Below are 26,050 nucleotides of genomic sequence, written 5' to 3'. Positions count from 1 at the left end.
CGTGCTATTCACGGCACTCGACTTCTTCGACATCGGTTGACGGTGCAGGTCGCGGCGCCGAAAGCTTGCCGCGCTTCGCAGTCTCATCGAAGACCTGGGGATCACCGTTTCCTCCGCCTGCCGTTTGCAGAAAACTCTGCGCGACATTCGCAACGGTCGCACCGACGCGGTAGAGGAACACGGTGATCTTGGTCATGCTGCCACCCTAAGCGAAGAGCCGAGTAAAAATCTGTTCGTCACCAGCAGGGCCAGCGGCGATTCAACTCGCAAACAACGCACTCAGGCCGCGCCGAGTTCGGTTGAGATCTCGCGCGCGACGCCTCCGAGCAGTGAGAGGTGGGCCTTGAGCGCTTTAAGATCGGCGGCCATGCGAATTGCCGTGATCGACAGCGCGCCCACGACACCTGCCGGTCCATGAATAGGCACGGCGATGCAGTTCACGAAGTCTTCGAACTCGCCATCGTCGACCGCCCAGCCGCGCTCCGCGACCGCCGCGAGTTCGGCATCCAATGCAGTGCGGGAGGTCAGGGTCTTCTCGGTGAACTTTTGCCACACCACACCGGCGAGTACGGCATCCCTCTCGGCGGAAGGCATTTCGGCGAGGATCACTTTTGCCAGGCCACTGCAATGGAGACGAACTGGGCTGCCAATGCGCGAATACATGCGCACTCCGCTCGTGTCCTCGACTTTGTCAACGTACACAATGTTGCGGTCGACCACCGCAGCAAGATGGATGGTGTTGCCGACGGCGCGGTGCAATCTCACCAGTCGATCGTGAGCAATTTCGGCGAGGTCGAGACTATCGGATGCCTGATGGGCGAGCGCGATCAGATGGAGGCCGAGCACGTACTCGCCATTTTTTCGCTTGCGCAGATAGCCGACCTCTTCGAGGGACTGAACTTCGCGGAACATTGTCGAGCGGTGCACGCCAAACTCTGCTGCAAGCTCGCTGACGCCTGCCGGGCGACGGGCGATCGAATCGACAATTCGGGCTGCGCGACGAACGCTTTGCGACATCCGAGGCCTCTCTCAGTCGTGCGTGAACGGCGCCACCGTCCACGTTTCGGTGTTGCACTATATGCGACAGTGTTGCACAGATTGCGCATATAGTCGATAGTGGAGTCGTGAAGCCGAACGAACAGCCCGAAGTCATCGCGATCGGCGAGACGATGGTGCTTATCACTCCCACCGTCGCCGAGCCCCTCGAAACAGCCGAGTTGTTCCGTCTCGAAACGGGCGGCGCCGAATCGAATGTTGCCGTGCACCTCTCGGCACTCGGCCATCACGCGGCCTGGGCAAGCCATCTCGGTGCCGACGCCTTCGGACGCCGCGTTGAACGGCAACTCCGCGAGCGCGGGGTCGACACCAGCCTCGTAAATTTCAGCACGGATGCGCCCACCGGTTTCTACTTCAAAGACCCCGGCAATGGTGTGATCTACCACCGCGCTGGCTCAGCCGCTTCGGCAATGACTCCGGATGATCTCGCCACTGTGCCATTCGAGCAGGCCGCCATTACCCACATTTCGGGAATCACCCCCTCACTCTCGGCAGGATGCTCGGCCCTGATCGACTCCGTGCTCGACCGCGCCGCACTCAGCAACACCGTCGTCAGCTTTGACGTCAACTACCGTGCTGGCCTCTGGCCAATCGCGGAAGCCGCGCCCACTCTGCTCGCGCTCGCTCAACGAGCAAACATTGTGCTCGTTGGCCTCGACGAAGCCGAAGTGCTGTGGGGAACCACAACGCCTGAAGCAGTGCGCGCGCTGCTGTCAAACCCCGAAATTCTCGTGATCAAGGACGGCGATATCGGTGCCACTGAGTTCAACGCTGATGGTCAGGTCTTCGTGCCCGCCCACAAAGTTGACGTCGTCGAGGCTGTCGGTGCCGGCGACGCCTTCGCCGCCGGGTACCTCAGCGGCTACCTCACCGGACTCTCTGCAGAACAGCGACTGAGCCTCGGCCACGACCGCGCGGCTCTCGTTCTGACATCAACGAGCGACCTCCCCACGCTCTAACTCCTCCCTCCTCTACTCTCGCTCGCACGCTTCGGAAAGGCACCCTCCCATGGCTCAGATCTCTAACGAATCCCTCGACCAGCTCTTCGAGGGCCAGCCGCTCATGGCCATCCTTCGTGGCTTTGGAGTCGAACGCAGCGTCGCCCTAGCCCGCACGGCGTGGCAACTCGGCATCGACTCGGTTGAGGTGCCCATCCAGTCGGAGCGCGACATCGAAGCACTTCGTGCGGTTGTGGCTGCAGGAAAGGAGCTCGGCAAGTCAGTCGGTGCCGGAACCGTCGTCACCCTCGATCACGTACGCCAAGCTGCGGATGCCGGAGCGGCGTTTACGGTGAGTCCCGGCTTCGACCTCGACGTGGTTCGCGCCTCCTTCGAAGCGGGAATGCCGCCGCTTCCCGGCGTCGCCACCGCGACCGAAGTTCAAACGGCGCAGAGCGCTGGCCTTACCTGGGTGAAGGCCTTTCCTGCATCCCTCTTAGGCACCAGCTGGTTCGGGGCCATGGCTGGGCCGTTCCCCGCAATGCGTTTCGTTGCCACCGGAGGAATGGATGCTTCCAACGCCGGCGACTACCTCAAGGCCGGCGCGAAGGTTGTCGCGGTCGGTTCGGCACTCGCCGATGAGACCCAGTTGCCGCGTCTCGCCGAGCTTCTTGCCTCGCGCAGCTAAGCGACCGATTACTCAGTAGCAGACTGCCGCTATCGCCCCGCGATCTCCACGGGTTGCAGAGTCGCGCTCTTCGGTTCGCGGTTGTCGCCAGAGGAACGACCTGTGAGGCGGCGCCCGATCCAGGGGAGCACGTACTCTCGCCAGTAGGCCGCATTGCGGGGGCGAGCGTTATCCGCTGGTCCCTCGTCGGCCGCAAAATCAGGCACCGGAATCTCGAGCGCCGACAGCACGTTGCTCGCAACCCTCGCGTGACCACGAGCGTTGAGATGCAATTTATCAATCGACCAATAGCGCAATTGGGTGAGTTCTTGGTCCGCCCAGTTGTTCACGAAAGTCACGCTGTCTTTCGACGCCCGCGTCATCACTTGCTGCGCCAGACGATCTCCCCGCGTTTCCATAACAGCGCCGAACGGTAAATTCCGGCTCGGGTTGCCACCGCTCAGCAGGAGAACGTGGATGCCGCTGGCCGTCGCCGTATCGACTGCGGCGAGCAGCTGGTCGGTGATCGATTCCAGCGACACTTTGGGGCGCATGATGTCATTTCCGCCACCGTTGATGCTCATCAGCTGAGGCCGGAGGGCAACGGCGGCCGCGAGCTGCTCTCCAGCGATGGGCGCGAGCAGGCGCCCGCGAATCGCAAGATTCGCATAAGACACGGGCGTAGGTGAGGCGAGCGCGAGGCCCAACGCGACCTGATCTGCCCAACCGCGCACACGGCCATCCGGCAATTCATCTCCGACGCCTTCGGTGAAACTGTCACCGATAGCGACATAGCTGGAGAACTGGTGAGTCATGCGGTGTTACCTTCCGAACGGCGAATCGGGGCGGCGCCAGATGACGACTAGCGCGGTGGCAATCGGGCCGAAGATGAGCGCGAGCAGAAACCAGGTCCAGCGCCCCCGATGCTTCATCTCCGCAAGACCGGCGGTGACAATGGCGAGCGATATCCACGCCCACCCACCAGCAAGAAATGTTTGAGTTTCGATCATCCCGCCAGCCTACGCCCGCGACGCTGAGCAGCTAGAGCGCCTTCACTGCCTCAACGACATCGGCCGGTTCGGCGCGAAGCTTGTAGTCAGCGTTCACGAACGCGAAGGCGATCGTGCTGTCTTGCTTCACAACGTAGGTCGCGGGAAGCGGCAGTTGCCAGCCAGTTGTTCCATTGGACTTGACGAGGTCATACCCGGAACTTTCGTAGAACGCTTTCGTGCGGTCATCCACCGGGTGAAGCAGACCGAAACCGTTGATCGCCTCGAGCTCACCATCGGACAGCACGGGGAATTCAAGATTGTGCTTCTCCTCCGTCGATAGCGATTCGTCGGGAGTTTGCGGGGAGATCGCGATGAGCGTTGCACCAGCAGCGCGGAACTCGGGCAGCATCTCTTGAAGAGCCTTGAGTTCGAGGTTGCAGTATGGGCACCAGGCTCCGCGGTAGAACGCGATGACAACCGGTCCGGTCTTCAGCAGCTCAGTGAGACGCACGTGCTTTCCAGCGGCATCCACTAACTCGAAATCAGGGGCGCTGTCGCCAACCTTAAGAGCATTGTTGATGATGCCGGCGGCTTCGACCACTCGCACCGAATTATTGAGGGTGTCGAGATCTTCGGCGGATTTCGTGGTAGCCGAGGCGTCTGCTCGGTCCTTGAGTTGCTGGGTGAGAGTCATGTCGCTCCTGATCGTCGAGAGATTTTGGTTCGGGGCGTCAGGGCTCCGCGGATTGTTTTGCCGTGACACCACTAGAGAGAACCGGTGGCCGCGTCACACTATTCCGTGCGGGTTGGGGGCAGCTGGGCGCCCGCCGCTGATGGCGCAGTCCGATTCGCGCGAGCTGTCAGACTTAGCGTTCGTTGCCTTCGAGAGGGAGTCGCCGGTCACCGGGGCGTCCCGAGATTACCGCCGGTTCCGCGCGCGATCCGTCTTCTCTACTTGGCACTTACGCCTGCACGAGAGTGCCACCTCTCATGACGCACATCAGCGACGGGTTTGCCCTCACAACTGTCCCGACGGTCGTTGTGAGGACGTCTGCAGCCTGGCGGCGGTCGGAGGCAGCGCCACCAGTTATGCGGTTTTGCATGACTAGTACGCGCCAACGGGACGAAGAATGACTTTGAAGGTGCGCCACATAATGACAAGGTCACCGACCACAGACCAGTTCTCGACGTAGTAGAGGTCTAGGCGCATGCTGTCCTCCCAATTCAGGTCAGAACGGCCGTTAATCTGCCACATTCCTGTCAAACCAGGTTTGATGTACATGCGGCGATTTACCTTGCCTTGGTAAGCGCTCACTTCGCTTGGCAGGGGCGGTCGTGGCCCAACCAAACTCATGTTCCCTTTCAGCACGTTCCAGATCTGTGGCAATTCATCGAGCGAATACTTTCGGATAAAGCGCCCGACTGTGGTCACTCTAGGATCGTTCCGCAGCTTGAAAAGCACTCCAGAGCCTTCGTTGTGTTCGGCGAGTTCAGCGAGTCTGGTTGACGCATCCGAGACCATCGAGCGGAACTTGAACATTCGAAAGGTTTCCAAGTTTCGCCCCACTCGAACCTGACTAAAGAATGCGCCACCGGGGCTATCCAGTCGAACGGCCAACGTCAGGAGGAGGAAGAGCGGGGAGAGTATGACGAGCGCTACCGCAGAGACCGCTATATCGAGGCCGCGCTTGACGACGTGCTTTCCCCCCTCAAACTGCGGAATTTCGACATGGATGAGCGGCAGACCTTCAACCGGCCGAAAGTGGATGCGCGGCCCGGCAACATTTGCCAGCCGAGAGGCCAGTATCAGCTCGGCGGCCGTGCCCTCGAGCTGCCAGGCCAGATCGCGGATGAAGTCATTGCCGCAACCGTGATCACCAGCGACGATTACGGCGTCAGCGCCCAGCTCGGCTGCAGTCTCTGCCACCCGATCAGCACCAAACTTGTAGCGAGTTGGGGAAGCAGACTTGGGGGAGTGTTCCTCGTCGGCTTCTGCAAGCACCCCGACGACGGCGAACGCCGCCGTCAGGTTTCCCTTAATCTTCGAAACGACGTAGTCGACCTCGGTTTTTGTTCCGACGATCACCGCCCGCGACAGTGCCCGCCCGAGTCTGCGTTGTCTTGTGAGCCAGCGGCGCCATGACCAGCGGCTAGCAAGAAGCACGAACACGCCTCCGGCGATCGTGAGCACCGCTCCCCGACCAGGGTAGCCAGCTTCGACAATCAGGAGAGTAACGGAGAGCAGGCCAAAAGTTGCCATGCTCGCCGTGATGAGTCGCTTGTATTCATTGGCCCCGGTGCCGATGACCGTGCGGTCTCGCGTGTGGAAAATCTGGAGCAGTAATAGCCAAATCACCGCGATACCGATGAGACCAAGCCACATCAGAGGATTGAGGGCAGCAAGGAACTGGGGAATGTTGCTCAATTCGGCTCGTGTCAGCAACGCGACGAGCATCGTGATTCCGATGATCGACGCGTCGGTAATGAGCAACTTCTTCTCGTACGCGCGGGCCCAAACTAAACCAGACTCAGGGTGTCGGGCAGTTGTCGAGAGCGGGTGAAAGTCGGTGGAGTCAACCAACCGCAGGTGGTTACGCTCGGCATCGGGCTTGGGTAGGGGAAGAATCTTCCGCAGCTCACTCATCGCTCGACTTTCGAGAGGAGAGCGTGCGAACTGAGGAGGTGAACCTCAGCAGGGTGGCGGTTGTGTAGTTGTTCTGGCGAAAGCGAAAAAACACGTGCATCGGGATCACGACATTTCGGGTGTCGGTCTTGCGATCATTCTCATCGGGGCGCACGGCGGGGGCGGGCGCAGGGGAGGCGCGTTGGTAGACACGCACTTGCGGGGCGGGTGATAGTGCTTGCTCTGTTTGGGTGACCCCCAAGGAGGGGGTGTCAGCGAAGTTACTCCACCAGTCGCGACGCCGTACACCCCCCGTTAGGGGGGTGTACGGCGTGTCGCATTGACGTCTTGATCAGTTGTTGAGTAGTGCGCAGGTTCTGAGGCGTGCGGAAGTGTCGCGGCAACCCACTCGATTTCAGCGCTCGTCGCGTGTTTAATCGTCGGCTGAGCGACGAGCACTCACCAATCGTTCAGCGGGCAAACACCCTGTTCTACCGCGGAATTACGGGGATTCTGCGTGCACCCTGGTTCGTTATTCCGAGCCAGCTTGTGCTGCCCCGAGCCAGTAGCTTCCTTCGGGAAACGAGAACTCAGTCAGCGATGACTCGTGCATCTGGGCGGAGTATCCCGGTGCCATCGGAACACGGTAGGCCCCGTTCTCAACAATGCACGGATCGACGAAATGTTCGTGCAAGTGGTCTACAAATTCCGTGACTCTATTCTCGAGAGTCCCCGAAACGGCAACGTAGTCGAAGATCGACAGATGCTGCACAAGCTCGCAGAGCCCAACGCCACCAGCGTGCGGGCAGACCGGAACGCCGAACTTTTTCGCCATCAGGTACACGGCGATGATCTCGTTCGGGCCAGCGAGGCGTGCCGAGTCGAGCTGGCAGAAATCGATCGCGCCAGCCTGGAACATCTGCTTGAAGAGCACTCGATTCATGCCATGCTCTCCGGTCGCAACGCCAATGGGCGCAACGGCCTTGCGGATCGTGGCATGGCCGAGCACGTCATCCGGGCTCGTCGGCTCTTCGATCCACAGCGGGTTGAACTCGGCAAGCGCCTTCACCCAGACGATCGCCTCGTTGACGTCCCACACCTGGTTGGCGTCGATCATCAGCTTTGCATCGGCACCGATCACTTCGCGAGCGATTCCGCAGCGACGGATGTCCTCATCGAGGTTCGCCCCGACCTTGAGTTTGATGTGGCGGTAGCCGGCATCCACGGCCTCCTGGCAGAGTCGGCGAAGCTTCTCGTCGGAGTAGCCCAACCAGCCAGCACTCGTCGTGTAGCAGGGGTAACCCGTCTCGGTGAGTTCAGCGATGCGTTGGTCTTTGGTAGGAGCCAGCTCGCGCAGCATCGCGACGGCTTCTTCTTTAGTGATGGCGTCAGTGAGGTACTGAAAGTCAGCGGTGTCAACGAGTTGTTCGGGCGTCATGTCGGTGAGCAGGCGCCAGAGTGGTTTGTTGGCCCGACGGGCGGCGAGATCCCAGACGGCATTCATGACGGCGGCCATTGCGAGGTGCTCGACGCCCTTTTCTGGGCCAAGCCAGCGCAGCTGTGAGTCAGACTTCAACTCACGGTAGATACCACCCAGATCGCCAACAATCTCATCGACATTCCGGCCAACGAGTGGTGCTGCCCGCTGTTCGGCGGCAAGCGCACAAATATCGTTTCCGCGTCCTATGGTGAAGGTGAAGCCGTAGCCCGCGACGCCCTTTTCATCAGTGCGGAGCACAACATAGGCGGCCGAGTAGTCGCCATCCTTATTCATGGCATCTGAACCGTCCGCCGTGAGCGACGTCGGAAAACGCACATCGTAGACGTCAACGCTGGTGATAGTAGTCATGCTGAAGAGTTCTCCTTGCTCAGAACAGAAATGTAGAAATGGGCGCTGGTGATGCGCGGTCGGTACTCGGTCTAGTTAGTCAACGTGGAAGACCTCGGGTAGCTCTTTCCACCATTCGCCCTCGGCACGGTCATCCAGTGGACGTTGCAGCGGTTCTTGAAGCGCCCACCAGCGCTGCGTTTCAGGGTCTGCCGCGATCGCCGCCTGGTCAGCTTCGTAGTCGTCACCCGTGTATTCGAAGTACGAGAACAGTAGGTCGCCGTGGCGATAGATCGAATAGTTGTGGATGTTGCTTGCCGCGAGGCGTTCAAGGATCGTTGGCCAGACGGCGGCGTGGTATCGCTCGTACTCGTCGCGGTTCTCCGGCGGGAGGCCGATAACTTGGGCTACTCGTTTCATGGTTATCCCTTCACCGCACCAACAGTTTGTCCACGGATCAAGAAGCGCTGGGCCGTAAGGAACACGACGAGCAGCGGGATCATCGAGAGGAAAGTGGCGAGCGCAAGCTGAGGCATGTAGAGCTTCACGTCGAGGCCAGCCGCCACCGTTGCGTTGAACAGTGGGCTGGCGCCGATGAGTTCTTGAATTCCGATCGAGATGGTCTTGTTCTCTTGGTTGGAGGTGAGCAGTGCCAGCGGCAAGAAGAAGTTGGTCCAGTTCGCCACGAAAGAGAAGAAGGCAACGAGCGCAATTACTTGCTTCGAGATGGGCAGTGCCACGTAGAAGAAGGTCGCGATTTCGCTGAGGCCATCGATACGGGCGGCTTCGACCAACTCCTGCGGCATGGTCGTCATGAAGTGGATGTAGACGAGATAGGTACCGAAGGGGAAGAAGCCCATGATTACCGCAACCGGCCACAATTGGCCGACGGCGCCGATGGCATTCACTTCAAGGAACAGCGGGATGACGAGAACGGTGTTCGGCATCACCATCGCGAGCAGAGTGGCGAAAAGCATCACCTTGCGGCCACGGAAGCGCAGTCGAGAAAGTGCATACCCCGCGGGGAGTGCCGCAACGAGGGCAAGTACGCCGCCAATGACGGCGACCACGAGGGAGTTGCCTACCCAGCGGGTGAAGAGACCACCATCGCCGGGGCCGAATCCATTGATCTGGCTCCAGCTAAATACGACGTTGTCCCAGGAGATTCCGCCGAGGCCGAGGAAGCCATCGGTGCCGGCGAGCACACCTTCTTGGCTGCGGAAGGCCATCGCAATAAAGCCAATGATGGGCAGTATGAAGGCGGCAGCAATGATCACCATGACGGTGATGCGAGAAATCCGACCGACGGTCCAATGTTTGGCGCCGACGACGGTGGGAGCGTTGTTGCTCATCGCTTCTTCTCCTTTTCGTCACCGAAGAGTCCGCTCTTCATCACGATGACAACTCCGATACTCAGGGTGATTACGAGCAGGATGATTGACAGTGCGGCTGCTGCCGGAAAGTTTCGGTTAGTGAAAGCGAAGGCGTAGCCCAACTGAGTTGGCGCCCATTCGCCCGCAATGGCGCCAGATGAAATCTGACGCAACAGGTACGGCTCAAGGAATAGCTGGAAACCGTAGGCGAGGTTCATGAGGGCGGCGTAGCCAATCCAGGGGCGGATGAGCGGAAGCTTGATGTGCCAGGCCAGATCCCACGCGTTCGCGCCGTCAATCTTGGCCGCTTCAAAGATTTCGTCTGGAATGCCGTTGAGGCCACCGTTGACGACGATGATCCACGTTCCTACACCTTGGAAGAAGAGCATTCCCGTGAGGATCATCGGCATGTTGCCGTCGGTGACGATCTCTTTCAGCGACCCGAATCCGACTTCTTGCCAGAGGGGTGCGAGCGGTGACTGGGTGGGGTGAAGGAGGTAAACCCAGAGCACGAAGTTGGCAATTCCGCTCAACGCACCGGGGATGAAGTAGAAGAACCGCATCGTGGAACCGAAGCGACCGGGGCTAGCGTGAACCAGCAAGGCCAAACCCACAATGCCGATCATCATGAGCGGCAACCACACGATCATGACGGAGAAGATATTGACGAACGTTCCGGAGAACCGGTAGTCGGTGATTACCGTGATGAAGGAATCAATGCCGCCGAACCCGCTTGAGGGGTCGACGAGTGTTGGAGCTTTTTGCAGGGCGATCCAGAAGGCGTAGCCAATCGGGATTGCGGCGGCCACCAAGAACAGGGCCAGGTAGGGGGCGAGCAAGATCCACGCACCACGCGACTCTGCGTGGCGGGTGCGGTGACGCCGAGGGGTAGTGGATGCACGGGGGCCGGAAGCCGGTGGCTCCGTGCCTTTCGTGACTAGCGTTGAGCTGCTCATGTGTTCCTCGCCTATGAGTTGGGGAGTGGAACAGAGTGTGGGGGCCTCAAGGTTCTGAAACCCCCACACCTGCTGTGTCTAGCTGGTTACATTTATTCGGCGGTGACCGTGTAGCCGACCGAGTTGGCGCGGTTCACGAGCTCTTCTCCGAAGGTGCCGAGGGCATCACCCATCGAGCCGTTGGCGATCAGCGTGGGGCTGACCGTCTCGGTCCAGGCTGCACCAGTGTCGTAGAGCATGTACGAGTACGGCGCTACGGCGCCAGCGGCATCCTTGAACGCCTGCTGAACAGAAGCAACATCAGCGAAGTAGCCGTCAGCTTCGAGCTTCTCGAGCCAAGCATCTTGGATCGGGCCATAGCCGGGGAGACCGGTCGAAAGCTCAACCTGCCATGCTGGGTCAGTCGCAACGAAGGTTGCGAACGTCAGCGTGTTTTCGAGCTGCTTTCCCGTGATGTGTGAGGAGACGCCCCAGAGGCCGCCACCTTCGTTACCAGCGGTCGGGCTTGATTCGCCTTCCCACGTCAACGGTGCGCTTGCACTCATCTGGCCGGCAGGAATCTTCCAGGTGTCGCGGAAGAGGTAGTTACCCCACCAGACGGCACCGGGGCTCATCACGAGGTTGACACCAGCTGCTGCAGCGTCACCGTCGAAGATGCCCTGAGTGGTGAGGGCGCCGCCGTCATACATCTGCGAGAGCAGTTCATTGGCGCGAACACAGTTCGGGTCGTCAAGGTTGATGTGAACTTCCGACTCTGAGAGGCGGTCGTTCGTGGGGCAATCTGCAGCCTGAAGGTAGCGGTTGACGGCGTAAGCGTCGCCCAAGAATCCACTGATCTTTTCGGGGTGGTCTGCCGCAATTTCGACAGCGAGGTCGCCGTACTCTTCCCACGTGGCGGGCAGCGTGTAGCCGTTCTCGTCGAAGAATGCCTTGTTGTACCAGAACACGTCAGGAGCAGCGTCGTTGCGCAGGCAACGAATCTGGCCATCGATGTCGCAGAACGAAAGCACTGCGGGGTCGTAGCCGTCGATGACATCGGGAAGCAGGTCGGTGAGGTCAGCAGCGTAGTTGCTGGCAGCGCCGGTGGCCCAGGCAATGTCGTCATTAGAGGGGAAGAAGATGGCGTCGGGCCATCCTGAACCGGCGGAGTCGAAGTTGGCGAATGCCTGCTTGACCGTCTGTCCACCAACCGTGCCGTCGATTTGCACGACGTCAATCTCAATCTCGGGGTGGGCTTCCTGGAAAGCTTCGGCTGAGGGAACCCGGGGCGGGTCAACCCACACCGTGATTTTTCCACCCGAGTCAGTCTGGTCGGGGGCAGTGGCGCCACCGTCGGCTGAACAGCCGGATAGAACGAGTGCAGCGGCGGAAATTATGGCCACTCCTGCACTGGCGGAAAGGAACCTCTTGGTCTTCATTGACACTCCTTGGTGAGTTACTACTGCGTCGTAGTGGAGACACGCGAGGCGCTGGAACGGCTCGGTTTCTCCGGTGCTCAAACGTTATACCAACCATGGAAGTTGTGCAAACGTTTGATCAAAGGTTTTTCAACTGTTATCTAGCGGGCGCCGCGACGGACCTTACGACCCAATGCGCGTGGGATCGATGCCATAAAACTCCGCGGCGGTTCGGCCAAGGAGCTGCTCACGCTCGGCGGCATCCACACTGTCAAAGAGTGGCGCGAGACCATTCCAGACGCGCAGGTAGCCGCCGGCAAGCAACGAAACCGGCCAATCTCCGCCATACATCAGGCGCTCAGCGCCGAACACCTCGAGGGCTCGCTCGAAGAACGGTCGCACGTTCTCGGTCGTCCAACCATCAAGAGTGCCGGCCGCCGAGTACAGCCCGCTCACCTTCGCATAGACGTTCGGATTCTCGGCAGCCCGCTCAATCGCCGACCACCACTCCGCCCGCTCGTCGAGACCAATCGGCGGCTTCGCCAAATGGTCGATCACCATCCGAAGTTCCGGATGCCGCCGCGACAATTCCGGTACCAACGCGAGATGCTCGGGTGCCTCGGCAACGACATCAAAGGACAAGCCAGCACGCTCAAGCACCGTAAGCCCTTCGTCAACATTCGGCCTCAGTAGCCACTCCGGATCAGGTTGATTGTGAATCAGCGTGCGCACACCAACCATGCGAGTATCGCCCTGCCAAGACTCCACGGTACGAGCCGCCAGCTCGGGTCGATCGATGGGGGCATAACCCACAATCGCAGCGACCTCCGTATGAGCGGCTGCCGACTCCATCATGAGTCGAGTGTCCTCAAAGTTGTCCGCTGACTGCACCTGCACGGTGTAATCGACGCCAGCTGCCCTCAACTCGGGCAGCAGCTCATCCATCGTGATTACCCGATTGATGGGGGCAAGAGAGTCGTCGAGCCAGCCATAGTGAGCCCGACTGGGGCTCCATACGTGTTGGTGGGCATCAATGATCGGAAAAACCACGGTGTTCTATCCTTCGTTATTGGTTGCTTTAGAGAATGCCATGCCGTTCCCACACTGTGCGCAAAGAATCTCCCGCGAGCAGCTCAGCGAGAACTGTCGACTCGTTTGATGCTCGGGTGCGGGCTCGGGTCAGCACTTCGTCTTCGTGCGATTGCGGGATCACGACGGCACCATCGTCGTCCGCCATCACGAGGTCGCCTGGCGCAATGAGCACCCCTCCCAGCTCAACAACGACGTCGGAGGCGATCACGCGCATCCGGGCCCGAAAGTCGATGGGCCGACGCGAGCGTGAGAAGGAGGGAAAGCCGAGTTCGGCGATCTTGTCGGTGTCGCGCAGGTTGCCATCGGTGATCACGCCGGAGGCCTTCGCCCCAAGCGCAGCCGCACTAAACAGTTCTCCCCAGAAACCAGAGTCATTGCTGTTGTCGGTGGCGATCACGATCATTTGGCCAGCGCCGATGCCGTCGATGAAGTCGATCGACTCCTTGTACGGGTCATCGAGGTCTGACTCGAGGGCGGGAGCGAAGCGCACAGTGCGGGCGCGCCCGAACGCTCGCGAGCCCGGAGTGATGGGCGCGAGGCGTTGCTTCAGAACCTGGTTGCGCAGGCCCGATTCGTCACACGAGTCACTGAGAATGGCAGTCGTCAGACGTTCGTCACCGGGCAGCGGGGTGAAACCTGCGTTGCCGGTTTCGGATGCTTCGGGTGCTGTGGCTCCGGATGCTGCGGGCGCGGGGTTAGCGGATGACATGTCCACCTCCAGGGCTGAACGGGAACAGTGCTTCGATTTCGGGAGTGAGCTGGATGCCGAGGCCTGGTGCCGTCGGAGCAACGATTCCGCCGTCCCTAAACTCAACCTCTTCCACCCGCATTGCGTCACGCAGCGGGTTAGGCAGGGTGCAGTACTCGAAGAGCTCAACGTGGGGGTTGGCGAGCACGGTGTGCAGGTTCGCGGCGAAGGTGACACCACTGCCCCAGACGTGGGGAACGGTCTTCACGCCGGTCGCGTGAGCGAGCTCGGCGACCTGAGCGAAAGCCTTTGGCCCACCAACGAAAGTGACGTCGGGCTGAGCAACATCGAGCGCGTTAGCGTCGAGCAGTTGGGCGAAGTCCCGCACGGTTCCGTTGGATTCGACACCGGAGATCGGCACGTCGACGGCGGCACGCACCGCTGCGTAGCCGGCCACGTCATCCGCCTGGCAAGGTTCTTCGTACCAGCGGGCGCCTAGTTCGGCAGCCTTATGGCCAACACGAATAGCTTCGTCAACGGGCCACGGGTCGGAGGCACACGCCTGCACGGCGTCGATAACGAACTGGACGCCCTCGGGCAGCAGTGCGGTCACGTGGTCGAGCAGCTTGATGGTTGTGTCTGGGTCAGTCATGGCGCGGAACTTCACGGTGCCAAAGCCAGCCTCGATCTGGGCTGCAGCCCAATCGGAAACTTCGCCGAAGGTCGTGCCTAGTCCGCCGCTGGCGTAGGACTCGATCCAGTCGCGCTTGAGACCCCCGAGCACTTCGTACGCTGGCACGCCAAGGCGCTTAGCTACGGCATCCACCGCTGCTGTTTCGATTGCTCCGGCAACGCCGTTGAGCATTCCGCCACGCGCCCAGAAGGCGGTGTAGGCGCGCAGGTGGTCGGCGACTTCGAGCGGATGACCGAATTCGTGATCGAGAACGTAGGGGCGGAAGGCATCCACGATTCCGGGCACGGCGGCGGCCGCCATGATTCCGGCTCCTGCCTCCCCGACTCCGGTTGTTCCGTCAGAGAGGGTTACTTCGACGAGGGCGGCGTCCCATGACCAAATGGTGCCTCCGACCCACGTGAGTTCTTCTCCTGGCTGGTACCGGTGCGAAAGCAGCACTGCGCGCACGGCGGTAATGGTTAGGGCTGTGTCAGTGAGTCCCATGGGAAGGGCGCCTCGTTTCTAGTAGCGAGCGATAGTGGTTACGGTACTTGATCAAACGTTTGATCACAAGAGTGGTCTGCGATAACCGCGGGCAACCCCGCAGCTCAAGCGCCGAGCCGCGGCGCTCTTCTGCAATCATTTGGTTGCAATACGGCGAAGTTAATGCAACTATCGGGTTGCAGTTATCCACGAATCTAGGAGAGAATCATGACCATGACCACCAACCCACCCGCCGTTGTTGACAGCGACGCATTCACTGTGCGCCGCACCATCACCATCAAGGCATCAACAGACAAGGTCTGGGCGGCCATCAGCGAGCCCGAACACCTCTCGCGCTGGTTCCCGCAAGTAGCGAAGTTCGACACGGTCGCCGTTGGCGAACAAGGAAGCTTTACCTTCGAGGGGTATGGCAGCTTTCCCGTGCAGATAGAAGAACTCGACGCGCCGAACGTGATCGCCTACCGCTGGGGCGGCCCAACAGACGACCCATCCAAGCCCATCGACCCCAATCGTTCGACCGTGTTTCGGTTCACTCTGGATGCCGTCGACGAAGGCACGCGGCTCACCGTCGTCGAGACCGGCTTCAACTTCGGTGACGACCCGACCGCCAACATGGAAGACCACCGTGGTGGCTGGGACTCCGAACTCGACGAGCTCGTCTCCTACCTCGAGGGCGCATGATCTCCACTCTGATACCCGTGTTTGCGGCCCTCGGGGATGAAACCCGGTGGAGCATTCTGGCAGCGCTCGGCGAAGGCGAAGCTTCGGCATCCGCCCTCGCCGAGCGACTGCCCGTCAGCCGTCAAGCCATTGCCAAGCACTTGAGCGTGCTGAATGATGCTGGGCTCGTCGAACCAGTGCGTGCTGGCCGTGAACTGCGCTATCGAGTGCTCGGTGCGCAACTCAGCGCCACCGCCCAGCGCCTTGACACCATCGGTGCGGAGTGGGATCGCCGCCTGCTCGCGATCAAGGAGATCGCCGAAGGGTTAGAACGAAGCGATTAGAAAGCCACCACTAGAGCGCAGCAACCAATCCTGCAACCTCGAGATCGCTCCATAAGCCATCGGGCATCGTGGCGGCATAGCGCTCGATGTTCGACCGAACCTGGTCGCCCCCGCGCGCCCCGACCACAACAGACACGACCGCCGGATGCCGCAGCACATACGCGATAGCTGCCTCCGGAAGGGTGACGCCGTGAGCTTCACACGCATCCGCAACCTGATTGGCCCGCTCCAGAATCGCGGGCGGCACCGGTTCGTAATCGAAAGTTGCGTCGGGGCTCGGCCGGTCGCGACCGAGCAATCCGGAGTTGTAGACGCCGGCAACGACAACGCCGACATTGCGTTCGAGGGCGAGCGGCATCAGATCGGCGAGCGCCGAGTCATCGATGAGCGTGAAGCGGCCAGCGCACATCACGAGGTCGACGTCGGCACGACGGATCAGTTCGGCCAGCGGCGCTGCATGGTTCATTCCGGCACCAACAGCCTTCACAACGCCCTGCTCCCGCAACTCGATGAGCGCACCGATGCCCTCAGTGGAAGCCTGCTCAAAGTGGTCATCGGGGTCGTGCATGTAGAGCACATCGATACGGTCAAGCCCGGTGCGAGCGAGAGATGCTTCGACCGAGCGGAGGATTCCGTCGCGACTGAAATCCCACTGTCGTTTAGTAACGGCGGGCACGGCGAATCCTTCGTCATCCATCCGGTCTTCTCCGCCGGGGTTCGGCACGAGAAGCTTGCCGACTTTGCTTGAGATCACGTACTCATCGCGCGGGTGGGTGCGCAATTGCTCGCCGAGACGGCGTTCGGAGAGCCCAAGGCCGTAGTGCGGGGCGGTGTCGAAATAGCGAACGCCGGCATCCCAGGCCGCCGCGACACCCTCTTCGACTTCGGCGTCGGTTGTTTCGCGATACAGGTTTCCGAGCTGTGCAGCGCCGAGGCCAATCTCGGTGAGTTCAAGGCCTCGATGGGTGGATCGTGTCTGCACTAGGGGTTTCTCCAGAGAGTGTTAGCGCGCGGGGGGCGCGGTTGATTCGCGCACGACCAGCTGCGGTGCTGGGTCGGCGATGACGCGGTCTTCGGCGGTGCCTGAGTTGATGATTTCCCACAGGCTGGCCATCGCGGCCCGGCCAAGTTCATAGAGCGGCAAGCGCACGCAAGTGAGGGGTGGCCACGCAATTTCTGCCGTCCAGGTGTCGTGCATCGCAATGATCGACATGTCTTCCGGCACGCGGATGCCCAACCGACGTGCCTCAGAGAGCACACCGTGAGCGGCGTTGATGTTGGCGACCACGACCGCTGTGGGCGGGGTCGACAACTCGGCCATGGCATCCAGAGCCTGAGCGCCTTGCTTGGGGTAGTAGCCGAAGTCGGTGACGAGTTCGGGTTCAACGGTGAGCTTGGCGTCTGCCATGGCCTCCATGAAACCAGCGAGACGGCGCTGGCCCGACTCCGAGGTCGGCACACCGCCGGCGTACCCGATGCGGGTGTGGCCGAGTTCAATGAGGTGCTCGGTCGCGAGGCGCATCCCGGCCTCATCTTCGAGGCGAACTGAGCCGCCACTGCCCGGGTTGATCGTGTTGATCGAGATCACGGGCAGGCCGCTATCGGTGACGGTGCGCAGGTCATCACCGCTCAAGTGGTCGCCGAACTGCACGAGCACTCCGTCGACTCGTCCCTCCCCCATGAGGCGCGGGATCGACTCTTCACCCTCGGGCAAGCGTTCGGTGCTGGCGATCAGCACCATGTAGTCCTTGCTGCTTGCCTCTTCTTCGACGCCGCGCATGAGCTCGGCGAAGATCGCGTTTGTCACTCCGGGCACCACTAGTCCGACGGCGTGCGTGCGCGACGACTTGAGCGCTCGAGCCGTGAAGTTGGGCCGGTAGTTGAGCTCTTTCGCGGCATCGTGAATGCGCTGACGTGTTGCCACGCTCACCCGTACGCCAGGCTTTTCGCTCAGCACACGCGAAACCGCCGACACCGAAACTCCGGCGCGGGTTGCAACATCACTCAAAGTAGCCATGATTGCCAGTGTATTCGGGCAACTAGCCTTTGGTACGTCGATTGACCAAATAAAGGTGAGTAAGAACCATCACGGTGTCGCCGTGCTGATTGATTACCGTGACCAGCTCGTGCAGGTAGCCGGCTTCATCCGGTCGCTTGGCATGCAACGACATCTCGTTGATCTCAGCGGTCACCCGAATGGTGTCTCCGATAAAAACGGGGCGGATGAAGCGGATGCGGTCATACCCATAGCTCATGGCCTGCGGATTGATGTCGCCCGCTGTCATTCCCACCGCGACGGAGAGGATGAGGGTGCCGTGGGCGATGCGCTGACCGGCGGGCTGCGTCGCCATCCATTCGGCATCCATGTGGTGCGGAAAGAAGTCGCCGGTCTGGCCAGCGTGCAGCACGATGTCGGCTTCGGTGATGGTGCGGCCGACGGTTTCGCGGCGCTCCCCCACCTCGTGATCGTCGTACCAGCGGTCTTTTGTGAGCATCAGCGCACCAGCCATTCTGCGACGCCCGCATCGAGGCGTTCGCGTAGTTCAGCGATTGTGATCTCGCCTAAGAGTGCCGAGGTCACTAGCGGGGAGACCGCATTTTGCAGGTCGATGTAGGTCGCAAAGCGGGGGCGCATGTAGGCGCCTTCGAGAGTCGCGCGCGTGCCAGTGAAGAAGTCGAGGCTGTCTGCATTGGTGCGGGCACTTTCCCACGCGACCGTGTTGCCGGGCTGGCCACCGCCGTCGTAGTACGAACCCTCTTGCACTGGGCCTGACGCAAGCCAGAAGGCGTGCGCGATTGCGGCATCCATGACCTCGCTGCGTGACGACACTGCGATACCGGCACCACCGAGCAGTGAGCCAGCAACACCGCGAGTCGAGCTCGGGATGTCGATGTACTGCACGCGGTTCGGCCGGTAGCCGGCACGGGAGTAGTTCGTGTACCCGAAGAGCAGCGGCGAGTACGCGAAGGTGTCGCTCTCGGCCAGCACATCGGCGACCTGGATCGGGTTGAAGCCAGCGTTGTCGGCCGGCACCAGACGCGCGAGTCGCGTCAGCAACTCCATCGAACGGGTCAGCACCTCTTCCGACAGGAAGACGCCGGGCGTCGCCATCGGATCTTCGCCCAGTCCGGACGCGATCGTGATGAGGCTCGAGTACGCATCGACGGGCTTGAACGGCCACAGCACTCGACCTTCTTCGGCGAGCGCCATGACCTCATCCCAATTGCGGGGCGGCGACTCGAGAAGGTCGGGGCGATACGCGGCAACCTGCGCTGCGGCGTCGAGCGCGAGGCCCCACTGCTGACCGAGGTGCTGGTACGACTCGTGCGAGCGCCCGACCGACTGTGCCGCGAGCGTGGCCAACTCGGCATCAAAGCCGCGACCGTTCAGCGGGGTGAAGAGTGCGTCTTCGGCAGCAATCGGAATGTGCGGATGATCGATCACGAGCAGATCGTATTGCTCGACCAGACTCTCTAGATCTTGGTCGGCAAAAGCCTGCAGTGAGCGGTACTCCCACTGCACCTCAACATCGGGAGCTACCGAGCGATACGCTTCGGCGGCCTTTACGACGCTGCCGTAGCCGCGCTCGTGTTCCCAGGTCATTCCGCGGACGATGGTCGGGCTCATGCTGTGGCTTCCTGGGCGGCGCCGGCGGTCGCGGCGGCGCGAGATGGGAACTCGGCACGCACGCGGTCGTTATCTTCCCCGAGTGTTGGGGCCGCTTTAGTGCTCGACAGGATCTGACCGTCAACGCGGATGGGGCTACGGGTGGTCAGGAGTTCGTTGCCTCCGCGGGTGACCGGCTGTGTCATCCGAATCGCTTCGAAACCGCCAGAGGCAAGCAGTTCGTCGAGCGTGAGCACGGGAGCACACCACACGTCGCCAGCGTCGAGAATGTCGAGCCACTGCTGAGTAGTGCCGGTCGCAAAGCGCGCCGCGAGCAAGTCTTCGACGTACTCTTGGCGATCCCAGGCCAGCTGCGGGTCATGCATTTCGCTGAGCTCAGCAATGCCAAGAAGGTCGCCCAGTTTCGGCAGCGCGTTCATCGCCATCGCGATGTAACCATCTGTGGTGGGATACGTGCCGTAGGGCGCCGCCAAGAAGGCATGAGCCGAGTGCTCGCCATGACGTTGCACCGTGATGGTGTCGTCGTTGAGCTTGGTGCTCAGCAGTTCGAACTGCAGGTCGAGCATCGCTTCGAGCAAGCTGGTCTGCACGAGCCCGCCCTTGCCGGTGCGGAACTTGCGCACGAGAAGTGCCGTCACTCCCTGGGCAATGTGGCAACTCATGAGATGGTCGGCGATCGAGAGCCCGACCGGCACGGGGCCGTCAGTCTTCGAGCCGTTGAGCCACGGGATGCCCGACATGGCTTGAGCGAGCAAATCTTGCCCCGGGCGATCTTTCCACGGGCCCTCTTCGCCGTAGCCGGTCGCGCTGGCGTAGACGATGCCGGGGTTGATGGCGCGCACCGATTCGAAGTCGAGCCCGATGCGTTCCATCACACCGGGGCGGAAGTTCTGGATGATCACGTCGGCACGCTCGACGAGCTCTTTCACGTAGGCGAGGTCATCGGCGACCTTGAGGTCAGCGGTGATCGACTCTTTGTTGCGGTTCATCGCGTGGAAGGAAACGGTGTCGCCGTCGAACTCTCGACCGGCGAAAGCGAGGGTGCGACCGATGTCGCCCGTGCCAGGTCGTTCGACCTTGATGACGCGGGCGCCGAGGTCAGCGAGACGCATCGCGGCAACTGGTCCGGCCAAGAATTGGCTGAAGTCCAGAACCAGAATGCCCTCGAGAGGGCGGTCCATTAGCGCAGACTCCGTTGGTGCGCCGTTGTCGTCAGTCATTGCTGTTCAGCCTTCTGTTGATCCTCGTGAACAATCGTTTGATCATGCTAGTATGACGCAGAAATACACGCAAGGGAACCAGGCCGCGACATCCGGTGCCGAGCACCGACGTTGCCCCTCATCCACCCTTCGTGTCCACTAATCGCAAAGGAGCGCACCAGTGCTGAGCGTGAGTTATGTAGGCGAGCAACGCCTTGAGGTCAAAGAGTACGAACCGAAGCCTCCGGCAGCCGGTGACGTTCAAATTGCTGTCGCCTACAACGGACTGTGCGGCACCGATATGCACATCCTGCACGGCAACATGGATGCCCGCGTGCAAATGCCTTTGACGTTCGGTCACGAGATGAGCGGCACCATTTCCGCTCTCGGCAACGGCGTTGAGGGTTGGAATGTGGGCGACCACGTCACCGTCATGCCGCTCTGGTGGGACAACACGTGCCCCGCCTGCCTCGCCGGCAACCAGCACATCTGCCAGAACCTCGATTTCATTGGCATCGACTCCCCCGGCGCCCTTCAGGGCAAGTGGAATGTTCCCGCCGAAACACTTGTCGCCCTCCCGCCCGAGCTGCGCCTCGATCACGCCGCGCTCGTGGAGCCTGCTGCGGTTGCGGTGCATGATGTTCGCCGGTCGGGCTTGGTGCCCGGAGACAAGGCTGTGATTATCGGCGGTGGTCCGATTGGGGTGCTCATCGCATCCGTCGCCCGCGAATTTGGCGCTGAGGTAGCCGTCATCGAGATTGACGCCGGTCGTCGCGCACAGATCGAAGCGCTCGGCTTCACGACCATCAGCCCCCTCGAGGTCGACCAGGTTGCCTGGGTCAACGAGTGGACCGCGGATGCCGGTGCCGACGTGGTCTTCGAAGTCTCGGGTGCTGCGGCTGCCGTGCTCGGCGCCACCGACCTCGCGAAGGTGCGCGGAACCCTCGTGGTTGTCGCGATTCACCCCACGCCTCGCGAAATCAATCTGCAGCGCGTCTTCTGGCGCGAACTCACGATTATGGGTGCGCGCGTCTACCAGCGCACTGACTTCGAAAAGGCCATCGAACTAATCGATAGCGGCGTCATCCCGGCCGAGCTGCTCATCACGCGCATTGTGCCGCTGTCGCAAACCAGCGAAGCTTTTGCTGACCTTGCCGCGGGCAATGCAATGAAAATTCTCGTGGATGTCGCGGGCCAGAAGTGAGCACGAACGAGAAGGGCAACCCCATGAACGGCATGTTTGACCTCACCGGAACAACCGCAGTCGTCACCGGCGCACGTCGGGGAATCGGCTTCGCCATGGCTGAAGCACTCGCTGCTGCCGGCGCGAACATCATCGGCGTGAGCGCAACGATTGAGGCTTCGGGCAGCGACATCGAGAAGGCGGTCACCTCGTATGGCCGCACTTTCGAGGGCATCGCGTGCGACTTTGCCGACCCGGATGCGGTCGCCGCGCTGGGCGAGACACTCTCGACCCGCAACGTGGACATCCTCGTCAACAACGCCGGCACCATCGAGCGCGCCCCTGCCGCCGAGCACCCCACCGAGCTGTGGGATCGGGTGCTTCAGGTGAACTTGTCGAGCCAGTTCACGCTCACGCAGGCCATCGCTCGCTCGATGATCGAGCGTGGCCGCGGCAAGATCATCTTCACCGCATCGCTGCTCAGTTTTCAGGGCGGCATCAACGTGCCCGGTTACACGGCAGCGAAGTCCGGCATCGCCGGCCTCACCAAGGCACTCTCCAACGAGTGGGCCAGCAAGGGCATCACCGTGAACGCGATCGCCCCCGGCTACATCGCCACCGACAACACCCAGGCTTTGCAAGACGACCCCGACCGCTCGAATGCGATCCTCGACCGCATCCCCGCCGGTCGCTGGGGCGTCGGAAGCGACCTCGCCGGTGCCACCGTGTTCCTCGCGTCGCGCTCCTCCGACTACGTCTCGGGCGCCATCCTGAATGTGGATGGCGGCTGGCTCGGCCGCTAGTTCTCACCCGCAGGCTGTTGGCATCCGCCCTCGTCTGTGGATGCCAACAGTGGTTTAGCTTTCCTGCTAGCCAGGAGACCACTGGTGAGCTTTACTTGCATAAAAGAATATTTACCAAGCGCGAGAGGGCCGAAGTGAAAAAGATCTCTTTCCTCACCGTGCCGCTGCCCCCGTCAGCTGTGGGAATACCTACGCTGGCTCCATGTAATGGGCAGTGATCCTACGTGAGCGCCGCAGAAGTTCGAGAGCAACTTGATCGATTCGAGTTCCTGTCGAACGCGCACGGTCATCCGACAATGTCGCGGGTACGTGGTGGTCTGACGGCCGACGCCATCCGCCACATTGAGGAAGAAGCAGGCATCACGCTTCCGAATGATGCCAAGGCGATCTGGCAGTGGCACAACGGGAGCACCGACCAATCCCACCCGCCTCCTTTTTGGGGGTTCGGATACTGGTTTCCCGACCTGAAATCTGCGATCTCGATCGGCCGGCGCGATCTCGACATAAGGAACTCCGGCGATGTCAACACTTACCCTGACTCAACTTGGCTGATACTCGGTGGCGGGTCAGTGAGCGTTGTCATCGACATCACGACTCCCTGCCGCGCGAACTCGCTCGCGTATGTGAACGAACCCACGTCGTCGGGTGAGGAATATCCAGTGGTGACCATCGCGGACCGGATTGGCTGGTGGTGTTGGGCCATTGAACACCATGTGTACCGGGCAACGCCAACAGGCGAGTGGCAACTTGATTTCACAAAGCTACCTACGGGGCCCGAACGCCATCTGATGTAACAACATGTTTATAGGAGAGCAATCGGTGGCAGAAGAGATCCCCAGCACCAATGCAAAAGTTTGGCCGGTACCGGAATTGCCTACGGAAGCACAAGCCGGATTGCAGCTTTTGCAGCGCGGATTCCGAAGGCGGGAAGCACTTGAAGATCGTGTCGATGTTCTAACCGTTGCGATTGGTTCCGCTCTTGCTGCAGACCGTGACGCCGCTCCATATAACGCTGTCCCCGATATGGTTCAGAACGCGCTCAACAATGCTCTCGATCACCTACATGCTCTGCAGGTGAGCGTAGAGGAGAGCGGAGGGAAGCTGCTTGCAATGTCCTCGTTCACGTTAATTCGAAGCGCCTACGAGGCGCTAGGGACTGGATTGTGGATCTTGCAACCAGAGTCGAGCGATCAGCGACTGCTGCGTTCAAGACAGCTGCTTCGCTATAACCGCCTTCAACTTCAAAACATGCAAAATGAGTCTGGAAAATCCGATCCTGATTTCGAACGCGTAGAAACTACTCTCCAGCGCCAGCTGGATTCGGTGCCCTCGCTCGCTAACCCATCAGTAAAGAAATTGAGCAGCGTTACGATACGGCTTCGCGAAATAGCCGACTTGGTTCCAGAGTTGAAAGTCCCGCCTCTGATCCTCTGGCAGAAAGCTAGTGGTATTGCTCACAACAACACGTACATGATGGCTGCGGTACTCGAGAAGGAGAAAATCGAGCTTCCTGACGGTAGCCCCAACGCGTACCGAGTTTCATCTAGCTTTGGGATGGTTGCCTTCTACTATGACTCAGCACTAAAAATGCTTGAAACTCTTCTGGGCCTGTATGACCAACGGAACAGAACTTGACGAATCAGCTGGCAACCAGGGTCTCCCATTATCGATAGTTCGGGAGGACAGTTGTTAAGATTTTTCATACCGCTCACGCGGGTTCCGAGCGTCGAGGTGAGGCCTTGATAGCAATCCTCGACCGCATTCCCGCCGGTCGCGGGGGCGTCGGGAGCGACCTCGCGGGTGCCACCGTGTTCCTCGCTCCGACTACGTCTCGGGTGCCATCCTCAACGTCGATGGCGGGTGGATGGGCCACTATCCCTCACCCGCACACGCTGTTGGTGCTGTCGCACTCTTCGCCGGCGCGCGCAGCAGATGGTCTGCTCTTTGGCCGGTGGCGGATCCATATACCCCTCGAACGCCAGTTCTTGGCCGTCGCCGGTGGGCGGCGCTGCCCCCTGCGCCGGTCAAAGCATTGCGGTCAGTACTCCGCCGTCAGCGCGCACGGCGGCTCCGTTCGTTGCAGAGGAAAGCGGGCTCGAGAGATAGACGGCGAGGTTCGCGATTTCGGCAGGCTCGATGAAGCGCTCGAGGAGAGAGGTTTGGTTCCCCCCAATGATGGTCGCCTTCAGATCATCCGTCGAGAGTCGTTGCGCCTCGGCGATGTCGCGGATGGTAGCGGCTACGCCGTCTGAGTAGGTTGGGCCGCCAAGAATTGTGTTAACCGTCACGCCGGTACCGCGGGTGAGCTTGGCTAGGCCGTTACTCAAGGCGAGCATTCCCGCCTTGGTCACGCCGTAGTGCGTCATGTCAGCGGGTATGTTTACGCCTGATTCGCTCCCAATGAAGATGATTCGACCCCATCCTGCGTCGATCATTCTGGGCATCAACTCTCGGGACAGTCGGACTCCGCTCATTACGTTCACGTCGAAATAGCGCGACCAGGCATCGTCGGATATTTCGGCGAAGGTCGTCAAGTCAAAGAGGCCGACGTTGTTAACAAGGATGTCGACGCCGCCGAGCGAATCGAGGAGGCGCTGCACTTCAGCGGCGTCCGCAAAGTCCGCCGCAATACCGGTCACGTTCCCGCCAGGAACTTCAGCTTGGAGGTTCTTCAGCGCTTGCTGGAGCCGGCTGTCGTCACGGCCGTTGATGACCACCGCTACGCCCTCCCGGAGAAGCGCCTTCGCGATCGAATACCCGATGCCTTGCGACGAACCGCTTACAAAGGCACGTTTGTTTTCCAGCTGCATATCCATGGTCGAAGGAACCTCTCGTTTTTTACTTGCTCAGTCAAGTAAAAACTAACCTCATTTGGTTGCTCAGTCAAGTAAACCTGTAATGTGTAACCATGACTGATTCCAGCGCCCCGAACCGTCTCACAGGAGATGACCTCGCGACGTGGGCGGCGCTTGCGACGGTACTGGAATGGCTGCCGCCCGCCCTCGACGCCCCTCTGGTCCGCGGTTTCGATCTCACGCACTTTGAGTACGGCATCCTGTTCGCATTGGCTGACGCGCCGGACCACACGCTGAGGATGACCGTTCTGGCTGATTATGCGAACAGCTCGCTCTCGCGGCTGTCTCGAGCAGTGTCACGCATTGAGGGGCGGGGTTGGGCACAGCGCACTCGAGACCCCCTGGATGGGCGGTCGATGCTTACCAGCCTGACCGAGGCCGGGCTGGAGATGCTCGAAAAGGCCACCCCCGTACACGCTTTGTCGGTCACGGAATTTGTCCTCGATCCGCTCACAAAGGCGCAACAGAGTCAGCTGCGAGAAATCAGTCTGAGTATCCAGCGAGCAATCCGAAAGCAGGAGGGATGGCAGCCGCCAAGATCACTCTCCTCCGACACTGACTAGCAAGCTAAGCCCGGCTCATCCTCAACGT

The 26,050-nt window shown here is 60.8% G+C and carries 29 protein-coding genes; 9 read left to right on the top strand and 20 right to left on the bottom strand.

Annotated features, from left to right (window positions below):
- Positions 1 to 4: 4 nt before the first annotated feature.
- Together FFT87_RS02820 and FFT87_RS02815 are read right to left on the bottom strand one after the other, a co-directional pair.
- On the bottom strand, positions 5 to 196 hold the full coding sequence (locus FFT87_RS02820) for a hypothetical protein (protein ID WP_219949858.1): 192 nt from the start codon (positions 194 to 196) through the stop codon (positions 5 to 7).
- An 83-nt stretch (positions 197 to 279) separates the two neighbouring features.
- Positions 280 to 1,017, bottom strand: a complete 738-nt coding sequence (locus tag FFT87_RS02815) for an IclR family transcriptional regulator (protein ID WP_219949857.1) — start codon at positions 1,015 to 1,017, stop codon at positions 280 to 282.
- Between the two features lie 107 nt (positions 1,018 to 1,124).
- On the opposite strand from FFT87_RS02815, the gene FFT87_RS02810 reads away from it, so the two are divergent.
- On the top strand, positions 1,125 to 2,015 hold the full coding sequence (locus tag FFT87_RS02810; RefSeq protein WP_255560022.1) for a sugar kinase: 891 nt from the start codon (positions 1,125 to 1,127) through the stop codon (positions 2,013 to 2,015).
- Positions 2,016 to 2,064: 49 nt separating this feature from the next.
- Positions 2,065 to 2,682 (top strand): bifunctional 4-hydroxy-2-oxoglutarate aldolase/2-dehydro-3-deoxy-phosphogluconate aldolase, encoded by a 618-nt coding sequence (locus FFT87_RS02805; RefSeq protein WP_219949856.1) that lies wholly within the window; start codon positions 2,065 to 2,067, stop codon positions 2,680 to 2,682.
- 29 nt (positions 2,683 to 2,711) lie between these two features.
- Here the strand turns inward: FFT87_RS02805 and FFT87_RS02800 are convergent, their stop codons facing one another.
- From FFT87_RS02800 to FFT87_RS02745, 12 genes are all read right to left on the bottom strand, one after another.
- Positions 2,712 to 3,476 carry an SGNH/GDSL hydrolase family protein gene (locus FFT87_RS02800; protein WP_219949855.1) on the bottom strand — a complete coding sequence of 255 codons (765 nt, stop codon included), beginning with the start codon at positions 3,474 to 3,476 and terminating at the stop codon, positions 2,712 to 2,714.
- Between the two features lie 6 nt (positions 3,477 to 3,482).
- Complete coding sequence (locus tag FFT87_RS02795) at positions 3,483 to 3,671, bottom strand: hypothetical protein (protein WP_219949854.1); 189 nt, start codon at positions 3,669 to 3,671, stop codon at positions 3,483 to 3,485.
- Between the two features lie 31 nt (positions 3,672 to 3,702).
- Positions 3,703 to 4,347 carry a peroxiredoxin-like family protein gene (locus FFT87_RS02790; protein ID WP_219949853.1) on the bottom strand — a complete coding sequence of 215 codons (645 nt, stop codon included), beginning with the start codon at positions 4,345 to 4,347 and terminating at the stop codon, positions 3,703 to 3,705.
- Positions 4,348 to 4,758: 411 nt separating this feature from the next.
- Positions 4,759 to 6,297 (bottom strand): sugar transferase, encoded by a 1,539-nt coding sequence (locus tag FFT87_RS02785; RefSeq protein WP_219949852.1) that lies wholly within the window; start codon positions 6,295 to 6,297, stop codon positions 4,759 to 4,761.
- Positions 6,298 to 6,808: 511 nt separating this feature from the next.
- Positions 6,809 to 8,125: an L-fuconate dehydratase gene (locus tag FFT87_RS02780; protein ID WP_219949851.1), complete on the bottom strand. Its 1,317-nt coding sequence runs from the start codon at positions 8,123 to 8,125 to the stop codon at positions 6,809 to 6,811.
- Positions 8,126 to 8,200: 75 nt separating this feature from the next.
- Positions 8,201 to 8,524: an L-rhamnose mutarotase gene (locus tag FFT87_RS02775; protein WP_219949850.1), complete on the bottom strand. Its 324-nt coding sequence runs from the start codon at positions 8,522 to 8,524 to the stop codon at positions 8,201 to 8,203.
- A gap of 2 nt (positions 8,525 to 8,526) precedes the next feature.
- Complete coding sequence (locus tag FFT87_RS02770) at positions 8,527 to 9,456, bottom strand: carbohydrate ABC transporter permease (RefSeq protein WP_219949849.1); 930 nt, start codon at positions 9,454 to 9,456, stop codon at positions 8,527 to 8,529.
- Positions 9,453 to 10,433: a carbohydrate ABC transporter permease gene (locus tag FFT87_RS02765; RefSeq protein ID WP_219949848.1), complete on the bottom strand. Its 981-nt coding sequence runs from the start codon at positions 10,431 to 10,433 to the stop codon at positions 9,453 to 9,455. The genes FFT87_RS02770 and FFT87_RS02765 overlap by 4 nt, the downstream gene beginning before the upstream one ends.
- Positions 10,434 to 10,525: 92 nt before the next feature.
- Positions 10,526 to 11,851, bottom strand: a complete 1,326-nt coding sequence (locus FFT87_RS02760; protein WP_219949847.1) for an ABC transporter substrate-binding protein — start codon at positions 11,849 to 11,851, stop codon at positions 10,526 to 10,528.
- A gap of 162 nt (positions 11,852 to 12,013) precedes the next feature.
- Complete coding sequence (locus FFT87_RS02755) at positions 12,014 to 12,880, bottom strand: amidohydrolase (protein ID WP_219949846.1); 867 nt, start codon at positions 12,878 to 12,880, stop codon at positions 12,014 to 12,016.
- A gap of 28 nt (positions 12,881 to 12,908) precedes the next feature.
- Positions 12,909 to 13,631 carry an RraA family protein gene (locus FFT87_RS02750; protein ID WP_219949845.1) on the bottom strand — a complete coding sequence of 241 codons (723 nt, stop codon included), beginning with the start codon at positions 13,629 to 13,631 and terminating at the stop codon, positions 12,909 to 12,911.
- Positions 13,618 to 14,787: a mandelate racemase/muconate lactonizing enzyme family protein gene (locus FFT87_RS02745; RefSeq protein ID WP_219949844.1), complete on the bottom strand. Its 1,170-nt coding sequence runs from the start codon at positions 14,785 to 14,787 to the stop codon at positions 13,618 to 13,620. The genes FFT87_RS02750 and FFT87_RS02745 overlap by 14 nt, the downstream gene beginning before the upstream one ends.
- A 207-nt stretch (positions 14,788 to 14,994) precedes the next feature.
- Here FFT87_RS02745 and FFT87_RS02740 point away from each other — a divergent pair, with 207 nt between their 5' ends.
- Positions 14,995 to 15,468, top strand: a complete 474-nt coding sequence (locus FFT87_RS02740) for an SRPBCC family protein (RefSeq protein WP_219949843.1) — start codon at positions 14,995 to 14,997, stop codon at positions 15,466 to 15,468.
- Complete coding sequence (locus tag FFT87_RS02735) at positions 15,465 to 15,791, top strand: helix-turn-helix transcriptional regulator (RefSeq protein ID WP_219949842.1); 327 nt, start codon at positions 15,465 to 15,467, stop codon at positions 15,789 to 15,791. The genes FFT87_RS02740 and FFT87_RS02735 overlap by 4 nt, the downstream gene beginning before the upstream one ends.
- A gap of 10 nt (positions 15,792 to 15,801) precedes the next feature.
- Here the strand turns inward: FFT87_RS02735 and FFT87_RS02730 are convergent, their stop codons facing one another.
- From FFT87_RS02730 to FFT87_RS02710, 5 genes are read right to left on the bottom strand one after another with little or no spacing between them, the layout of a single operon-like run.
- Positions 15,802 to 16,773, bottom strand: coding sequence for an aldo/keto reductase (locus FFT87_RS02730; RefSeq protein WP_219949841.1), 972 nt, complete (start codon positions 16,771 to 16,773; stop codon positions 15,802 to 15,804).
- A 21-nt stretch (positions 16,774 to 16,794) separates the two neighbouring features.
- Positions 16,795 to 17,808 (bottom strand): LacI family DNA-binding transcriptional regulator, encoded by a 1,014-nt coding sequence (locus tag FFT87_RS02725; protein ID WP_219949840.1) that lies wholly within the window; start codon positions 17,806 to 17,808, stop codon positions 16,795 to 16,797.
- A 22-nt stretch (positions 17,809 to 17,830) separates the two neighbouring features.
- Positions 17,831 to 18,301 carry a MaoC/PaaZ C-terminal domain-containing protein gene (locus FFT87_RS02720; protein ID WP_219949839.1) on the bottom strand — a complete coding sequence of 157 codons (471 nt, stop codon included), beginning with the start codon at positions 18,299 to 18,301 and terminating at the stop codon, positions 17,831 to 17,833.
- Positions 18,286 to 19,419, bottom strand: coding sequence for an extracellular solute-binding protein (locus tag FFT87_RS02715; protein WP_219949838.1), 1,134 nt, complete (start codon positions 19,417 to 19,419; stop codon positions 18,286 to 18,288). The genes FFT87_RS02720 and FFT87_RS02715 overlap by 16 nt, the downstream gene beginning before the upstream one ends.
- Positions 19,416 to 20,639, bottom strand: a complete 1,224-nt coding sequence (locus FFT87_RS02710) for a CaiB/BaiF CoA-transferase family protein (protein WP_219949837.1) — start codon at positions 20,637 to 20,639, stop codon at positions 19,416 to 19,418. The genes FFT87_RS02715 and FFT87_RS02710 overlap by 4 nt, the downstream gene beginning before the upstream one ends.
- Before the next feature lie 160 nt (positions 20,640 to 20,799).
- Here FFT87_RS02710 and FFT87_RS02705 point away from each other — a divergent pair, with 160 nt between their 5' ends.
- From FFT87_RS02705 to FFT87_RS02690, 4 genes are all read left to right on the top strand, one after another.
- A complete protein-coding gene (locus tag FFT87_RS02705; RefSeq protein ID WP_219949836.1) occupies positions 20,800 to 21,822 on the top strand; it encodes a zinc-binding dehydrogenase in 1,023 nt (340 codons plus the stop codon).
- Between the two features lie 32 nt (positions 21,823 to 21,854).
- A complete protein-coding gene (locus FFT87_RS02700) occupies positions 21,855 to 22,604 on the top strand; it encodes an SDR family oxidoreductase (protein ID WP_370628576.1) in 750 nt (249 codons plus the stop codon).
- Between the two features lie 224 nt (positions 22,605 to 22,828).
- Positions 22,829 to 23,398 carry an SMI1/KNR4 family protein gene (locus FFT87_RS02695; RefSeq protein WP_219949835.1) on the top strand — a complete coding sequence of 190 codons (570 nt, stop codon included), beginning with the start codon at positions 22,829 to 22,831 and terminating at the stop codon, positions 23,396 to 23,398.
- Between the two features lie 25 nt (positions 23,399 to 23,423).
- Positions 23,424 to 24,239 carry a hypothetical protein gene (locus FFT87_RS02690; RefSeq protein WP_219949834.1) on the top strand — a complete coding sequence of 272 codons (816 nt, stop codon included), beginning with the start codon at positions 23,424 to 23,426 and terminating at the stop codon, positions 24,237 to 24,239.
- 389 nt (positions 24,240 to 24,628) lie between these two features.
- Here FFT87_RS02690 and FFT87_RS02685 read toward each other — a convergent pair whose 3' ends face one another.
- Positions 24,629 to 25,420 (bottom strand): SDR family NAD(P)-dependent oxidoreductase, encoded by a 792-nt coding sequence (locus tag FFT87_RS02685; RefSeq protein WP_219949833.1) that lies wholly within the window; start codon positions 25,418 to 25,420, stop codon positions 24,629 to 24,631.
- A gap of 92 nt (positions 25,421 to 25,512) precedes the next feature.
- Between FFT87_RS02685 and FFT87_RS02680 the strand changes: the two genes are divergently transcribed.
- Positions 25,513 to 26,022 carry a MarR family winged helix-turn-helix transcriptional regulator gene (locus FFT87_RS02680; protein ID WP_219949832.1) on the top strand — a complete coding sequence of 170 codons (510 nt, stop codon included), beginning with the start codon at positions 25,513 to 25,515 and terminating at the stop codon, positions 26,020 to 26,022.
- The last annotated feature ends 28 nt before the right edge of the window (positions 26,023 to 26,050 follow it).

Source organism: Salinibacterium sp. M195 (assembly GCF_019443965.1).
Classification (GTDB): domain Bacteria; phylum Actinomycetota; class Actinomycetes; order Actinomycetales; family Microbacteriaceae; genus Rhodoglobus.
This window is presented reverse-complemented; position numbering and strand designations above follow the sequence as displayed.

Excerpts from the sequence above, each read along its gene's own strand:
- FFT87_RS02820 (WP_219949858.1), bottom strand. The coding sequence starts at position 196 with ATGACCAAGATCACCGTGTTCCTCTACCGCGTCGGTGCGACCGTTGCG.
- FFT87_RS02815 (WP_219949857.1), bottom strand. The coding sequence starts at position 1,017 with ATGTCGCAAAGCGTTCGTCGCGCAGCCCGAATTGTCGATTCGATCGCC.
- FFT87_RS02805 (WP_219949856.1), top strand. The coding sequence starts at position 2,065 with ATGGCTCAGATCTCTAACGAATCCCTCGACCAGCTCTTCGAGGGCCAG.
- FFT87_RS02800 (WP_219949855.1), bottom strand. The coding sequence starts at position 3,476 with ATGACTCACCAGTTCTCCAGCTATGTCGCTATCGGTGACAGTTTCACC.
- FFT87_RS02795 (WP_219949854.1), bottom strand. The coding sequence starts at position 3,671 with ATGATCGAAACTCAAACATTTCTTGCTGGTGGGTGGGCGTGGATATCG.
- FFT87_RS02790 (WP_219949853.1), bottom strand. The coding sequence starts at position 4,347 with ATGACTCTCACCCAGCAACTCAAGGACCGAGCAGACGCCTCGGCTACC.
- FFT87_RS02785 (WP_219949852.1), bottom strand. The coding sequence starts at position 6,297 with ATGAGTGAGCTGCGGAAGATTCTTCCCCTACCCAAGCCCGATGCCGAG.
- FFT87_RS02780 (WP_219949851.1), bottom strand. The coding sequence starts at position 8,125 with ATGACTACTATCACCAGCGTTGACGTCTACGATGTGCGTTTTCCGACG.
- FFT87_RS02775 (WP_219949850.1), bottom strand. The coding sequence starts at position 8,524 with ATGAAACGAGTAGCCCAAGTTATCGGCCTCCCGCCGGAGAACCGCGAC.
- FFT87_RS02770 (WP_219949849.1), bottom strand. The coding sequence starts at position 9,456 with ATGAGCAACAACGCTCCCACCGTCGTCGGCGCCAAACATTGGACCGTC.
- FFT87_RS02765 (WP_219949848.1), bottom strand. The coding sequence starts at position 10,433 with ATGAGCAGCTCAACGCTAGTCACGAAAGGCACGGAGCCACCGGCTTCC.
- FFT87_RS02760 (WP_219949847.1), bottom strand. The coding sequence starts at position 11,851 with ATGAAGACCAAGAGGTTCCTTTCCGCCAGTGCAGGAGTGGCCATAATT.
- FFT87_RS02750 (WP_219949845.1), bottom strand. The coding sequence starts at position 13,631 with ATGTCATCCGCTAACCCCGCGCCCGCAGCATCCGGAGCCACAGCACCC.
- FFT87_RS02745 (WP_219949844.1), bottom strand. The coding sequence starts at position 14,787 with ATGGGACTCACTGACACAGCCCTAACCATTACCGCCGTGCGCGCAGTG.
- FFT87_RS02740 (WP_219949843.1), top strand. The coding sequence starts at position 14,995 with ATGACCATGACCACCAACCCACCCGCCGTTGTTGACAGCGACGCATTC.
- FFT87_RS02735 (WP_219949842.1), top strand. The coding sequence starts at position 15,465 with ATGATCTCCACTCTGATACCCGTGTTTGCGGCCCTCGGGGATGAAACC.
- FFT87_RS02725 (WP_219949840.1), bottom strand. The coding sequence starts at position 17,808 with ATGGCTACTTTGAGTGATGTTGCAACCCGCGCCGGAGTTTCGGTGTCG.
- FFT87_RS02720 (WP_219949839.1), bottom strand. The coding sequence starts at position 18,301 with ATGGCTGGTGCGCTGATGCTCACAAAAGACCGCTGGTACGACGATCAC.
- FFT87_RS02715 (WP_219949838.1), bottom strand. The coding sequence starts at position 19,419 with ATGAGCCCGACCATCGTCCGCGGAATGACCTGGGAACACGAGCGCGGC.
- FFT87_RS02710 (WP_219949837.1), bottom strand. The coding sequence starts at position 20,639 with ATGACTGACGACAACGGCGCACCAACGGAGTCTGCGCTAATGGACCGC.
- FFT87_RS02700 (WP_370628576.1), top strand. The coding sequence starts at position 21,855 with ATGTTTGACCTCACCGGAACAACCGCAGTCGTCACCGGCGCACGTCGG.
- FFT87_RS02685 (WP_219949833.1), bottom strand. The coding sequence starts at position 25,420 with ATGGATATGCAGCTGGAAAACAAACGTGCCTTTGTAAGCGGTTCGTCG.
- FFT87_RS02680 (WP_219949832.1), top strand. The coding sequence starts at position 25,513 with ATGACTGATTCCAGCGCCCCGAACCGTCTCACAGGAGATGACCTCGCG.